Below are 13,396 nucleotides of genomic sequence, written 5' to 3'. Positions count from 1 at the left end.
TGTCTCCTACTTTTTCATTTTAGGGTCAAGGGCATCACGCAGGGCGTCACCAATCAGATTGACTGCAGTAACAGTGATCAGGATACACATGCCAGGCGGAACCCAGAGCCATGGTCTCTTGCGGAAATCGATCAAGTTGTTAGCAGCAGAAATCATGTTCCCCCATGAAGGTGTTGGAGGGACAACCCCAATTCCCAAGAAGCTAAGTGCAGATTCAGAGAGAATAGCTCCTGCCACACTCAACGTCGCGGATACAATAATGATAGGAATAGTGTTCGGCAGCAAATGCCGGAAGATCTTCCGGTTATCTTTAAGCCCGAGCGCATCTGTCGCCAGCATAAACTCCTGCTCTCTCAGAGTAAGAATCTGGCTTCGGACCAGCCTGGCGAGACCCATCCAGCTCAGAACACCTAACATTAGCATCAGGAAATAAATTCGGTTACTAGGGTCTACCTTAAGGTCAGACAACACGGTACCCATAATAATGAGAATAGGCAAAGTAGGAATAGAGGAGAAAATATCTGCAAACCGCATAATTACAGTATCAACAAAACCTCTATAAAATCCCGCAACTGCTCCTAACGTAGCACCGACAAGCACAGTAATAATAGTAGCTACCAAACCAACCGCCAAAGAGATTCTTCCTGCCAGCATCGTTCTGAGCAGAATATCCCGTCCTAGCTTATCGGTTCCAAGCCAGTGCGACGCATTCGGAGCGAGGTTCTTATCCGTTAATTTATAATCATACAGATTATAAGGTGAAAGAAGCGGGCCGATATAGCAGATCAAGAACATTAATATGACAATAATAAGTCCTGCTAAAGCCAGTTTATTGCGGGCAAACCTCCGCACTGCAATTCTCCAAGGTGAATCGGCCTTAACTGGCTTCGCTGGTACTTGAGCATTCACTTCTACTGGTGCAGCCTCCAAGGACATCTGTACCTCCCCCTACTTTAAGCGAATTCTTGGATCTGCAATTCCGTAAAGGACATCGGCAAGCAGATTACCCAGGAGTGTTAATATGGACAAGAAGATTGTAAAGCCTAACATAAACGGATAATCCCGCATGTTAATGGATTCCAGATAAACCTGGCCGATCCCCGGCCAAACAAATACTTTTTCCAAAATCATCGCACCGCCGAACAAGGCCGGCAATTCAAAGCCAAGCAGCGTGATAGCTGGAAGCAGTGCATTACGAAGAGCATGTTTAAAAATAACCGTAACTTCTTTAAGACCCTTAGCACGAGCTGTCCGGATATAATCCTGGCGGATAACCTCCAGCATTCCAGCCCGGAAATACCGGGTAAGGCTTCCCGTACTAAGCATGGTCAAGACTAGCGTTGGCAGGAACATATGCTTGACCACATCTTTAATATAAGCCCAGCCCGCGTCATTGTGACCGGCAGTCGTCATACCCGAAACCGGGAAGAGCTTCCAGTCCAGCGCGAACAATTTGATTAACAGGAGACCAATAAAGAAGGATGGCAGTGACATACACAGGAAGACGGTGAGCGTCACTATCCTATCAAAGAAAGAATACTGAAACTTGGCCGAGAACACGCCGGTAAAAACAGCTATTACCCAGCTTAGAATTAAAGTTGCCAGTGCAATGATAAATGAGTTCCAGACATACGTATTAATAACTTCCGTTACAGGCTGCTTGTGCTGTAAAGAGTCACCCATATTCCCTTTGAGCATGTTGCCTGCCCAAATAAAATATCTTTCATATTCAGGTTTGTCTAAACCGTAGATATGCCGAAGCTGCTCCGCCTTCTCTGCCGTCATATTGGGATTATTCTTCGCCGTAATGAAATCTCCCGGAACCATTGCAGAGATGGCAAACACGATAATCGAGATCCCGATTAACGTAGGAATCATTTGCAGAAGACGCCGGATGATATACTGCCTCATTAAAATTCCTCCTGGCTTATAAATCGATATGCCCAGCTCCACCTGGGAGCTGAGCATATCCATCCTGTGATGTTATTGTTGAAGCTGTACTTGGTACAAGCTCAAGTCGAAATCTTTATACGGCGAAAGGTCAAATCCTGTAACGCGGCCGCTGATGCCATACATGTTAGTTCTTTGGTACATGAAGATGGCAGGAACGTCCTTGTTCAGCTCTTGGTACATTTGTTTGTAGATCTCTTTACGTTTCTCAGTATCCAGTTCTTTTCTTCCTTCAGCCATCAGTTTGTCAACTGTAGCATTGGAGTAGCCGAAGCGGTTTTGAGCACCGTTTGTGATGTAGACTGTGTTATCCGGATCCGGAGTCAAGCCCCAAGCAGCAAAGTACATATCGTAGTCGCCTTTGTCAGCCTTCTCCATGATGGCGTTAAAGTCGAGTGTTTCTGCCTTCAGATCAATGCCCAAATCTTTGTAGTTCTGAGTCATGATCGGAAGAAGAGCATCTACAACCGGGTTGTCTGCAGTAGCGGAGAAGTTAATTACGAATTTCTCGCCGTCTTTCTCGCGGATACCATCAGAGCCAACCTTCCATCCGGCTTCATCGAGAAGCTGTTTCGCTTTCTCTGTATCGAAGTCATAGTGGTTGATTCCTTCATCCGTATAAGCCCAGGATACTTTGGATTCAGGAATATCAATTACGTTAGCATAGCTGCCGTATACGCCTTCTACAATATCTTTACGGTTCAAACCGTAAGTCAGAGCCTGACGGACCTTTTGATCTGCGAACTTCTTCTCTTTCAGGTTCATGCCGATATAGCCGTAGCCATTGTTAGGAAGAATGTTGACATCCACGAAGCCCATAGCCTTAAGCTCTTCTACGTTATCTTCTGTTACTGTAATGTTATCCATATCTGTCTCGCCGGATTGGATCAAAGACAGGTTCGTTCCATCTGTTGTGGTTCTGTAGATCATGTTCTTCACTTTAGGCGCGCCTTTGAAGTAGCTGTCGTTAGCCGTAAAATCTACTTCCTGACCCGCTTTATAGCTGCTCAGCACATATGGACCGCTGCCCAGCGGTTTAGTATTCAAAGCTTTAATAGAATCAAGGCTTCCTTTCTTGAATCCTTTACCGTAGTATGCTTCAGAAATGAATGGAATCGTACCCAAGTAGACTTGAGTCATCGCGTCATAATCCGATACGTCGATCTGGATGGTATTGTCGTCAATGATCTTAACACCTGAGATTTCTGTGGCGCTGCCGTTCTTATACTCATCTGATCCTACAATTTTAGCCAGCGTCAGGTCAGACTCACCGTCGTATTTAGGATCAAGATATACCTTCAATGCGAAGTAGTAATCTTTAACGGTTACCGGAGTTCCGTCCGTATACTTCACGCCTTGTTTCAAATGATACGTGTAAGTTTTATTATCATTAGTAATTTCCACGGAATCAGCAAGACTATTTTCATAAGTTCCATCAGCTTTTACTGTAATGAAGTAATCAAAGATGACATCGTTCACATAGTTGTCGTACACGGTAGAAGAGAATAATGGATTGAATATACCTTGTGGAGCTGTCATGCCAACTATTAAGGTGTCTTTACGTGCAGCCGCACTTGCCGGAAGCAGGGACATATCCGACGCTTTAATTACACCATTTGCATTTCCTGCAGGGTCATTTGCATCCGTGCTTGCGCTTGCTTCCGTACTCGCGCTTTCACCTGCGTTGCTTGCGTTTGCCGATGCCGGCGCGTTGCTCGAAGCTGCGTTATTATTTCCGCCGCCGCACGCGGACAGCACCATTGATGTTGCTAATACAAGACCAACCAGTACGCTCCATTTCTTTGTCATTCAATGATCCTCCTCTTTTGAATAAAAGCTTTGTCTTTAAAAATATATTATGAAAATAATATATCCCCGTTGGTGGCTGATCCCAATTATTCGGATAGCAGTCATTACAAATGTGAGTGTATGTAACACTACTTTTCCAATTAATTTGGTAGGAATTAAGTGTTTTAAGATATCCGATCTACTTGGTTCTTCAATTCATTGAAAATACTTTAAAAATGAATAAATAACCAAAGGTCAATAATCTCCAAATCTATCCCTCTTTGTTATTTAGAGACTAGGAAATAAAAGCCACAGTACATAAAAATTGACTAATTGACCATGTGATTGTTCGGATTAGTAACTAATATACATGAATATTACCAAAATTCCAAGCACTTTTATTCACCTTTATCAAAAATATTTTTTGATCAGTTGATCAACTATATTTGTAAGCTTGCTTAAAAACTTTGATATATCAACGTTTTTTGACATTCCTGAGTGTACACTTAAAATTAGATTAATGTATATTTATTATTAATATTGTATATATACTAATTTTAACTCCCATTTTACCTACAAAATAGAAGAATTATGCTCTTTTTCATACGTCCATTATGAATATTACTTTGTCCACCGGTTGAGGACATTCTCAATTTTATTTAAAAGTTAAGTCTAATATATTCCGTAAATAACCTAACATGACTATTTTCATTACCCGCTGTAAGCCTTAAAAAAAAACAAAAAAAGACCAGCCATTTAGAATGGCCGGTCTCCTGCTCCCCCTGATCTTACTCAGTTGTGTAAGGAAGCAATGCGATTTGACGGGAACGCTTAACAGCGATTGTCAAAAGGCGTTGGTATTTTGCGCTGGTGCCCGTTACACGGCGTGGCAAAATTTTGCCGCGCTCGCTGATAAATTTCTTGAGCAGCTCAGTATCTTTATAGTCAATGTGAGTAATTTTGTTGACAGTGAAGTAGCACACTTTACGACGTTTGTTGCGGCCGCCGCGGCGAGCCGGTCTTTTGTCGTTGTCTCCGCCTTCTCTTTGTTTGAAAGCCATGTCCTATTCAGTCCTTTCCAAGTTAGAATGGTAAATCATCATCCGAAATATCGATCGGCTTCCCGTCGTCGGAAAATGGATCCTGATTACCGCGCGAGTAGCCGCCGCTGTTATTGCCCGTGCTGCGGTTTCCGCCTCCGCTATAAGGAGCTTCTTCCCGCGGCATACCTCCACCATTGCCGGCGCCGCCTTCGCGGTTCGACTCCAAGAAACGAACGTTATCAGCAATAACTTCAGTAACATATACCCGTTTACCTTCGTTATTCTCATAATTCCGAACTTGAATGCGTCCCTCTACAGCAGTCAAACGACCTTTGCGCAGGTAGTTTGCACAAGTCTCAGCAAGCTGTCTCCATGTAACGACCGGTATGAAATCCGCTTCTCTTTCTCCGCCTTGCGACGTGAAAGGTCTGTCCACTGCGATGGTAAACTGGGTTACCGCAACGCCGGATGGCGTATAACGCAGCTCCGGATCCCGGGTCAGCCGGCCGATCAGAATGACACGGTTCAACATCCAGGTCCCTCCTTTGGGTAGTCCTAACTACAATCGGTTATTAAGCAACGTCTTTAGTGATGAGATAACGGATAACCTCGTCAGAGATCTTCATGATCCGCTCAAGCTCGTTGACAACGTCTGGAGTAGCAGTAAAGTTCACCAATACATAAACTCCATCACGCAACTTGTTGATCTCATACGCAAGACGGCGTTTACCCATAACGTCATGTTTTGTAATTTCGCCACCGTTTTGGATGATGCCTTGGAACTTCTCGACAGCAGCTTGAACAGCTTCCTGCTCGATGTCTGGACGAATAATGTACATTACTTCGTATTTGCGCATCTATTTCACCTCCTCTTGGACTAAGGCCCCTAATCAGGTCAACTGTTAGGAGCAAGGAACGAGTTATTTTCTCGAACTATATTAATATAACAAATGTCCGGCATTCATGCAAGTTTACATTATTGTCCGCTTATGGAGTCCCCGCTTTCGGAGCACAATAAGCCTGCATCTCATTATTTATAATTAAAGGAGCGATTAGGATGGGTGAACGCACTGAATTCGAGCCGGGCGATAAGGCGCCGAATGATGGTATTTATACGGAGGTCGGTGAAGCGCGCAGCTTCCATACCCAAATTCAAAACCCGAAGCGCATTAAGCTGAAGAAAGGCGAGTCTTTTCCGGAAACCACGAACAAGGACCGTAAATGGAAAAAAGCCGAGAAGGCGCTTGTCCATTAATTTTTATAGGCCAGTGTATATAATCCGTGACTGCTGGTTATTCTAATTATCAGACGGCGCTTAACAAGAGAGGTGTGATTCCATTGGATCAAGTCGCTTTTCATTGTCTGTTAGGAGTCTAATCACAAGCTTGGATTGAAGGACTACCGCAAAGTTCCGCTTTACGGCAAGACTGTCTTGAATGGCAGTGTATCCTGTTCCTGATTTGTGAGAATGAATGTCCATTAGCAGGCGCCGTCGGACAGGACCTTTAGGGGTCCTGTTTTCTTTTTGCACAAATTCAACATGCGCCCCCTCCCTCCTCCCACTTCCGCCAAGTGTTATTGCAAAGTTAAAACAGAATTAATTCATTCAATGAACACTTTTAACATTCATAAATTTAATCTATATATAGGTGGAAAATTTGCGGAATGCGCTATGGGAGAAGGTTTGATGATGATGAACCTGAACTTGTTGAAGCTTCGGATTATCGAGCTGCTGGAGAAGCATAAGAAGATTACGACCGTTGCAGAAATTTTGGAATTAAAGCAGCCGACGGTTACTTTTCATATGAAGAATATGGAGCGGGACTTTGGCGTTAAGCTGTTTGATATGCGGATGGGAAAAATCGTACTGACCGACGCCGGGTACGCCCTTCACCACTACGCGGTCAGAATTGGAGCCCTGGCTGCCGAAGCGCAGAGAGCCGTCACAGAATTCGATACGCTCCGCAAAGGAAGTCTCCGGATTGGCGCCAGCTATGTGCCTGCCACCTACCTCATGCCTGGTGTGCTGCGGCATTTCTCCAACGAACATCCTAACCTTCATATTTCCTTGGCGGTGCACTCTGGGCCTTCTATACAGGCTATGCTTGAACAGCACGAAGTTGATCTGGGGGTCCTTACGATAGAGCCCTCTGCATCCAGTCAGATCGACCGGCACATCGTGGGTGAAGATGATCTGGTGCTGATTTTTGCCCCAAACCACCCTCTGGCCTCCCAGCCTGAGCCTGAAGCCGATCAGATTGCCGCTTACCCCTTTATCCTGTCCGGACAAGATTCCAGTACCCGCAGCTTGACCGAGCATTGGCTGGATAAGTATCATTGCCGCCTGTGCTCATTCCTTGAGATCGATTCCCTTGAAGCAACTAAACAAACTGTCATGCTTGGAGGCCATATTTCCTTCGTCTCCCGTATGGCCGTTGAGTGGGAAGTGCAGCAGGGACTGCTTCAGACCCGCGATATTCCCGGAGACCTGCCCAAGAGATTGATCTATATTGCAACAAATAAGAACCGTCACCGCTCTGCCCTGCTCCAAGCCTTTATCGATCACCTTACTTTGGGTGTGAGGACACAGCCATAATTCACACATTCCAATCACACATGCCAGAAAAATAAACAAAAACACCTCCATCGCAAAGGCAATGGAGGTGTTACTTATTAGCCGTATGTAACTAAACATCGATCAATGATTTAAGTGGCGGAAAGAGAGGGATTCGAACCCTCGCACGCCTTACGACGCCTAACTGATTTCGAGTCAGTCCCCTTATGACCTCTTGGGTACCTTTCCGCAGCATACATGATTATATCATGGTTTCGGCTGTCACGCAAGATGCTGGGTTAATAAATTAACTTCTACTCGGATAGCGGTCCTTCGCCAGTGAGGTTAGGAAGGTTGGAAGGCTCCGCAGAGCGGATGACCTTCTTCATATTTTTCTCAAACTTGGCCCTTGGAATAAGGACACTGTGCTTGCACCCCACACATTTAATCCGGATATCCATCCCCATGCGGATGATTTCCATTTCGTTGCTCCCGCACGGATGATTCTTCTTCATTTGCACAATATCCCCGAGCTGGAAGGACTTTCTCTCCATTTTATACTTCCCCCTGCAGAATATAATTATTCTCTTTAAGCCCCGCTGCTTGCTTCTCCTCTGGCTGCCTGTCTGGCTTCCTCCTGCTCAAGCGCCGTTTTGGCATAAGCCTTGATTTCCCGCTCCAGATCGGCCCGGTTTGTCGGTAAACACTCCAGGGTGATCCTTACCACGTATTCACTGGTTGTCAAGGACTGTACGCCTGTCACATTCGGCACCTCTGTAATCAAATCATTATCTTCCTTTAATTGAACCATGGCCTCTTTAAGCAAATCAATAGCTTCATCAAGCTTTTTCGAATTGCTGAACGGAAGATCGACAAGGGCTAACGCATTATTAAGCGAGTAATTGGTAACCGTTGCGATCATTCCATTCGGAATGATCTGCACTTCCCCTGTCCAGCTGACAATACGGGTCGACCGTAAGCCAATCATTTCTACCGTACCCTTTACTCCTGCAATCTGCACTACGTCCCCTACGGCAAACTGATCTTCAAAGATGACAAAGAATCCTGTAATGACGTCCTTGACCAGACTCTGCGCGCCAAAACCAACCGCTAACCCAACTATGCCGGCGCCGGCGATGAGAGGACCCAAATTGACCCCGATCTCACCCAAAATGAGCATAATCATAATGAAATTGCAGACGACGGTAGTAATATTTTTAAGCAGCTCACCGACCGTTATGAACCGCCGCGGATTCACCGTGTGCCGGTTCTTCTCCTTGCGTTCCAACGAGTTATCAATGATCTTGTAAACAATTCGAATAAACAGCCGTGTAATCAGCCAGATGATCACGATGCGGATACACGCAAAAATAATATTTTCCCATAGAGTAAGGTCTGTCAAATTATTCCATACCTTCTCGTTCCAGGTTGTGACCGCATTTATCGTATCTTCCGCATTACTAACCTCTAGTAGAAAATGGTTCACAATCCCGCCTCCTTCACCTCTAATTCTTCATAACCATTGCTGCCCGGTTTATAAATTCCCCGAATCTCCACCTTCTCCTGATCCACCATCTTGGCAACCTGCTCCAGCAGCTGTCCTGGAAATTGGATGGATAATGCGCAGCCAGCCGTAATTGATTTCGGCGTGGGGAACAAATCAAACTCCAGTTCCAGATACTCCATAAGCATTTCAGCACGAAGCGCCTGCTGCGTGGAATCAAAAGCCATTACCAGCCAATCCTCCATCTTGATCCTCCTAAAATGATTCGGGAATGAAGTATAAAACCCCTTAATCTTCCATATACTGACTACTAGACCTCTATTCATGCCGGAGTCGGCCAAGCCGCTTCCTGCCTAAGGGCCTCTTCTGTTAGTTCATTGTAATGAGTTCCGGTGATTCTTGCAAATTCCGCCGTACTGCTGAAGACTAATTTATCAAGATAAGGAGAGATCCTGCTATGTCTCAATTGGAACCAGCTTCCCGCGTACAGGGAATTTCACACTTAAAAATCCCCCATACCGAACCAGGGGTTCACTCCGCCCTTATTCACCGTCTGCTGCTGCACTTTAATCAAAATGCATATCAACGGCCTATTATCGTTGTCTGTATTGGGACAGACCGTTCTACAGGTGATTGTCTGGGACCGCTGGTCGGTACGGCACTCTCCAAATTTGATCATCACCTATTCCATCTATATGGAACTTTAGAGCAGCCTGTTCATGCCATGAATTTGCAGGAAACGTTAACTCTTATTAACCAGACTTATTATAATCCATTCATCATCGGTATTGATGCCTGTCTGGGCCAGTCGTCCAGTGTAGGCTGTATTCAGATCGTGGAAGGACCGCTCCGCCCGGGAGCAGGGGTAAATAAAGAATTGCCGCCGGTTGGCGATATCCATCTAACTGGCATCGTCAATGTCGGCGGCTTTATGGAGTACTTTGTGCTTCAGAATACGAGGCTTAGTTTGGTCATGCGTCTATCCGAGGTGATCGCAAGCAGCCTATATGCCGCTATTAAAGAATGGAAACGGGGCGGCTTTAGACCTCTTGTCCAGCCAGACTAATGGCTTCAAGCTCTTCAGGTGATAAATTATAAGTGGACTGGCCTTGCTGCAAGGGTTTCGCGTATACATACGAGCCTTCGCGATTAAATAGCCCTGTGATCACTACGCCATCTTTCATATCGTTGACGATAGCGATGGAGAAGCTGAGATCACTGCCTGTTTCGGCATAAGCGTTATAACGCTTTATGCCTATTTTTGCCTTTTGCTTAGGGATGATGGCTTCTAGACGCTGCAGTTGCCGCTGCTGCTTCCCATGCTCCTCTTCTACTTCATCGAGCTGAACCTTCAAATTAACGAGAAGAGACTCCAAGTCCTCCACTCCCGTCCCCTTCATCATCATCTCATACCTTTTGCGCATCTTTCGCAATTTTGCCCCTTGAACAAAATTCCAGATGAGCAGCCATAATACAAGTAAAGCCAACCCGCCAATGAGTGCGAACAGCTGGTCTGAAATGAGATCGTTTAAATCCTGCATGTTAATGTTCTTCTCCTTTGTTGTTCATCATGCGGTTTGTTTAATCTATATGATTTATATTTATTTTATTAGGCTTTAGCCAGCGCGCTGACCGCCCGAATTAAGGCTTCAATTTCGTGTTCTTGTGTAGTATACCCAACACTGACTCTTACTGCACCCGTATCTTTGGTTTGGGACATCTCGTGTCCAAGCGGCGTACAATGGTACCCTGCCCGTACTGCAATTCCATATTGCCGGTCGAGCTGGAAAGCCGTCTGTGCCGGATCCTGATTCTCAAGAACAAACGAAACAATGCCGGTTCTCGGCTGTCCGAGTGCCGGTCCAAGCAGGCGTATCCCTTTTATATGCTGCAGATTGCTTATCAGAGTTTGGGTCATTTTCCACTCGTGATTATAAATGTTCTCTACACCGATTCGGTTTATCTCAGCAGCACCCGCAGCTAAGCCGGCAATTCCAGGCAAATTGGGTGTCCCGGCTTCATACCGGTCCGGCCGGATATCTGGCTGCTCCGGTTGATCCGATTGGCTGCCTGTTCCCCCATGCATCTGAGGCTCAAGCTGCAGCTCAGGATGAATATAAAGTCCGCCCGTCCCCTGCGGCCCGAGCAGGCCTTTATGCCCTGGAAACGCCAGCAGATCAATTCCCAGCTTCTCTACGTGCACCGGATAATTGCCAACCGTCTGCGCACCGTCAACAAGCATCACTGCTCCATGTTGATGAGCCAATTGGGACAGCGCTTCAACAGGTAGAATACAGCCTAACAAGTTCGAGCTGTGTGCAGCAATGACCATCTTAGTATTAACACGAAAAAGCCTGGCCACTGATTCCAAATTTATCTCACCGGAAGGTTCAACCTCTACATAATCTACTTCTATGCCCTGAGTCCTCTTCAAGAATTCTAATGGACGGCGGACAGAATTATGCTCCAGCATCGTTGTGATCACATGGTCCCCTGGCTTGAGCAGCCCCTTAATGGCCAAATTCAAGGACATAGTCGCATTTTGGGTAAAGGCTACGTCATTCGGATTCCTAAAGCCCAGCAGTTTGGACAGCTCCAGTCTTGCCTTATTCATGGTTCTGCCTGCCTGCAAGGACATACTGTGTGTACCGCGTCCCGGGCTGCCGGCTGCTGCCGTCATCGAGTCCATCATGGCATCAAGCACCGACTGCGGCTTTGGCCATGAGGTTGCTGCATGATCCAAATAGATCCGTTCCTTCTGTTCCAGAAATTTCCCCTCCCTGGCAGATAAGGTTATATTTGAAACTGGTGTGCTAAGGGTATAAAGAAGAAGACACATCTATCTTGGATTCAAGACAGATATGTCATCATCGACTTATTGAAGCAAATCGAGTAAACGCTGCAGATCCTGCTGGTTATAATAGTTAATTTCAATTTTGCCTTTTTCTTTAGTAGCTTTGATCTTGACCGTTGTCTTGAAACGATCGCGGAGCACTTCTTCCACTTCTTCAATATAAGGATCGCGTTTCTTGTTTGCCGGCTTTGGCTTATCTTTACCCTTTCGGTCAAACTGCTGCACAGCTTCCTCTAATTGGCGAACGCTCCACTCGCCTTCAATACATTGTTTGGCAAGCTGCTTGATGGTCTCCGTATTTTTAAGACCAACAAGCGCCCTTGCATGTCCCATAGACAATGTTCCACGTGAAACATGCTCTTTAACATCCTCCGGCAAAGAAAGCAGTCTCAGGAAGTTGGCGATATGCGATCTTGACTTGCCCACCTTCATGGATAATTCTTCCTGGGTGAGTTGGAATTGATCCATCAGTCCCTGGTAGGCTACTGCGACTTCCATTGCATTCAGATTCTCGCGCTGCAGGTTCTCAATGAGTGCAATCTCCATGACCTGCTGATCCGTAAAATTCCGGATGACTGCCGGGATCGTATCTTTCCCGCAATATAGGGAGGCACGGAAACGCCGCTCGCCGGCTATAATTTCATATCCTTTAAGGACACTTCTGACGATGATCGGCTGGATCACACCATGCTGACGGATGGACTCAGCCAGCTCTTTAATGGCTTCTTCATCAAATGATTTTCTTGGCTGATAAGGATTGGCACGAAGCTGCTTTAATGAAATTTCCACCACTTTATCGTCGTCCGTAACGGATAGCGAAGGAATCAGAGCATCAAGTCCTTTACCAAGGCGTTTACTCATAGGAAACCACTTCCTTTGCCAACTCTAAATAAACTTCGGCTCCCTTTGACCGAGGGTCATAAGTCATAATGGACTGTCCATGGGACGGTGCCTCGCTTAAGCGGACATTACGAGGAATGACCGTTTTGTATACTTTTTGCTGAAAATACTTCTTCACTTCTTCTATAACCTGAATCCCAAGATTAGTCCGGGCATCAAACATCGTCAGCAGTACGCCTTCAATCTCAAGAGAAGTGTTCAGATGCTTCTGCACCAAACGGACAGTATTCAACAGCTGGCTCAGGCCCTCCAACGCATAAAATTCACATTGAATCGGAATTAATACCGAGTCAGCAGCCGTAAGCGAATTAAGCGTCAAAATACCAAGTGACGGAGGGCAGTCGATCAGAATATAATCGTAATCATTCTTCACAAGCTGCAGCGCTTTCTTCAAACGAACCTCACGCGAAATGGTCGGAACCAGCTCGATCTCCGCACCAGCCAGCTGAATCGTGGCAGCAATAATATCCAGCCCTTCAATTTGTGTAGGATTTATAGCTTCCCGCGGATGAATTTCGTTAATCAGCACATCATAGATACAGTTCGGTACGTCTGCTTTATTAATGCCTACGCCGCTTGTTGTATTGCCTTGAGGATCAATATCGACGAGCAGCACTTTCTTTCCTAACAGAGCAAGTCCAGCACCCAAGTTGACGGAAGTCGTTGTTTTGCCTACCCCGCCCTTCTGATTGGCTATGGCTATTGTTTTAGACAACCTGTTCACCTCAATATTCTTAAGAAATCTTCTTGTAGATCCGGCTGTTAATCATTGGATGACATAACTACAAAAAGACGCAAAAAGC

The 13,396-nt window shown here is 45.7% G+C and carries 16 protein-coding genes and 1 tRNA gene; 3 read left to right on the top strand and 14 right to left on the bottom strand.

What is annotated here, in order from left to right:
- Positions 1–6: 6 nt before the first annotated feature.
- The 6 genes from opp4C to rpsF form a co-directional block, all read right to left on the bottom strand.
- Positions 7–936 carry an oligopeptide ABC transporter permease gene (gene opp4C / locus FCN15_RS07165; RefSeq protein ID WP_138494330.1) on the bottom strand — a complete coding sequence of 310 codons (930 nt, stop codon included), beginning with the start codon at positions 934–936 and terminating at the stop codon, positions 7–9.
- 12 nt (positions 937–948) lie between these two features.
- Positions 949–1,911, bottom strand: coding sequence for an ABC transporter permease (locus tag FCN15_RS07160; RefSeq protein WP_138494329.1), 963 nt, complete (start codon positions 1,909–1,911; stop codon positions 949–951).
- Between the two features lie 72 nt (positions 1,912–1,983).
- Positions 1,984–3,759, bottom strand: a complete 1,776-nt coding sequence (locus FCN15_RS07155; RefSeq protein ID WP_138494328.1) for an ABC transporter substrate-binding protein — start codon at positions 3,757–3,759, stop codon at positions 1,984–1,986.
- A gap of 767 nt (positions 3,760–4,526) precedes the next feature.
- Entirely contained in the window at positions 4,527–4,799 is a 273-nt protein-coding gene (gene rpsR / locus FCN15_RS07150) for a 30S ribosomal protein S18 (protein ID WP_068699105.1), read from the bottom strand.
- A gap of 22 nt (positions 4,800–4,821) precedes the next feature.
- A complete protein-coding gene (ssb, locus tag FCN15_RS07145) occupies positions 4,822–5,313 on the bottom strand; it encodes a single-stranded DNA-binding protein (protein WP_138494327.1) in 492 nt (163 codons plus the stop codon).
- A gap of 40 nt (positions 5,314–5,353) precedes the next feature.
- On the bottom strand, positions 5,354–5,638 hold the full coding sequence (gene rpsF, locus FCN15_RS07140) for a 30S ribosomal protein S6 (RefSeq protein WP_138494326.1): 285 nt from the start codon (positions 5,636–5,638) through the stop codon (positions 5,354–5,356).
- A gap of 200 nt (positions 5,639–5,838) precedes the next feature.
- Here rpsF and FCN15_RS07135 point away from each other — a divergent pair, with 200 nt between their 5' ends.
- Together FCN15_RS07135 and FCN15_RS07130 are read left to right on the top strand one after the other, a co-directional pair.
- Positions 5,839–6,036, top strand: coding sequence for a YjzC family protein (locus FCN15_RS07135; protein WP_138494325.1), 198 nt, complete (start codon positions 5,839–5,841; stop codon positions 6,034–6,036).
- 438 nt (positions 6,037–6,474) lie between these two features.
- Positions 6,475–7,377 carry a LysR substrate-binding domain-containing protein gene (locus tag FCN15_RS07130; protein WP_138494535.1) on the top strand — a complete coding sequence of 301 codons (903 nt, stop codon included), beginning with the start codon at positions 6,475–6,477 and terminating at the stop codon, positions 7,375–7,377.
- A gap of 115 nt (positions 7,378–7,492) precedes the next feature.
- On the opposite strand, the gene FCN15_RS07125 is transcribed toward FCN15_RS07130, so the two are convergent.
- The 4 genes from FCN15_RS07125 to FCN15_RS07110 all read right to left on the bottom strand — a co-directional run bounded on the left by FCN15_RS07125 (position 7,493) and on the right by FCN15_RS07110 (position 9,084).
- A tRNA-Ser gene (locus FCN15_RS07125) sits at positions 7,493–7,584 on the bottom strand.
- A 65-nt stretch (positions 7,585–7,649) separates the two neighbouring features.
- Complete coding sequence (locus FCN15_RS07120; protein WP_138494324.1) at positions 7,650–7,889, bottom strand: DUF951 domain-containing protein; 240 nt, start codon at positions 7,887–7,889, stop codon at positions 7,650–7,652.
- Positions 7,890–7,924: 35 nt separating this feature from the next.
- The gene (locus FCN15_RS07115; RefSeq protein WP_203232100.1) at positions 7,925–8,821 is read right to left on the bottom strand and encodes a mechanosensitive ion channel family protein; all 897 of its coding nucleotides are present in this window, start codon (positions 8,819–8,821) and stop codon (positions 7,925–7,927) included.
- The gene (locus FCN15_RS07110) at positions 8,818–9,084 is read right to left on the bottom strand and encodes a putative Se/S carrier protein (protein ID WP_138494322.1); all 267 of its coding nucleotides are present in this window, start codon (positions 9,082–9,084) and stop codon (positions 8,818–8,820) included. The genes FCN15_RS07115 and FCN15_RS07110 overlap by 4 nt, the downstream gene beginning before the upstream one ends.
- Positions 9,085–9,296: 212 nt before the next feature.
- Here FCN15_RS07110 and yyaC point away from each other — a divergent pair, with 212 nt between their 5' ends.
- The gene (yyaC, locus tag FCN15_RS07105; protein ID WP_138494321.1) at positions 9,297–9,905 is read left to right on the top strand and encodes a spore protease YyaC; all 609 of its coding nucleotides are present in this window, start codon (positions 9,297–9,299) and stop codon (positions 9,903–9,905) included.
- Here the strand turns inward: yyaC and FCN15_RS07100 are convergent.
- The 4 genes from FCN15_RS07100 to FCN15_RS07085 all read right to left on the bottom strand — a co-directional run bounded on the left by FCN15_RS07100 (position 9,880) and on the right by FCN15_RS07085 (position 13,308).
- Positions 9,880–10,380 (bottom strand): DUF4446 family protein, encoded by a 501-nt coding sequence (locus tag FCN15_RS07100; protein WP_138494320.1) that lies wholly within the window; start codon positions 10,378–10,380, stop codon positions 9,880–9,882. The genes yyaC and FCN15_RS07100 overlap by 26 nt on opposite strands.
- A gap of 68 nt (positions 10,381–10,448) precedes the next feature.
- Positions 10,449–11,588, bottom strand: coding sequence for an aminotransferase class V-fold PLP-dependent enzyme (locus tag FCN15_RS07095; RefSeq protein ID WP_275259482.1), 1,140 nt, complete (start codon positions 11,586–11,588; stop codon positions 10,449–10,451).
- Positions 11,589–11,714: 126 nt separating this feature from the next.
- Positions 11,715–12,554 carry a ParB/RepB/Spo0J family partition protein gene (locus FCN15_RS07090; protein ID WP_138494318.1) on the bottom strand — a complete coding sequence of 280 codons (840 nt, stop codon included), beginning with the start codon at positions 12,552–12,554 and terminating at the stop codon, positions 11,715–11,717.
- Positions 12,547–13,308 carry a ParA family protein gene (locus FCN15_RS07085; RefSeq protein WP_138494317.1) on the bottom strand — a complete coding sequence of 254 codons (762 nt, stop codon included), beginning with the start codon at positions 13,306–13,308 and terminating at the stop codon, positions 12,547–12,549. The genes FCN15_RS07090 and FCN15_RS07085 overlap by 8 nt, the downstream gene beginning before the upstream one ends.
- Positions 13,309–13,396: the final 88 nt, after the last annotated feature.

This window comes from Paenibacillus pinistramenti (assembly GCF_005869875.1).
GTDB classification, from domain to species: Bacteria; Bacillota; Bacilli; order Paenibacillales; family Paenibacillaceae; genus Fontibacillus; species Fontibacillus pinistramenti.
This window is presented reverse-complemented; position numbering and strand designations above follow the sequence as displayed.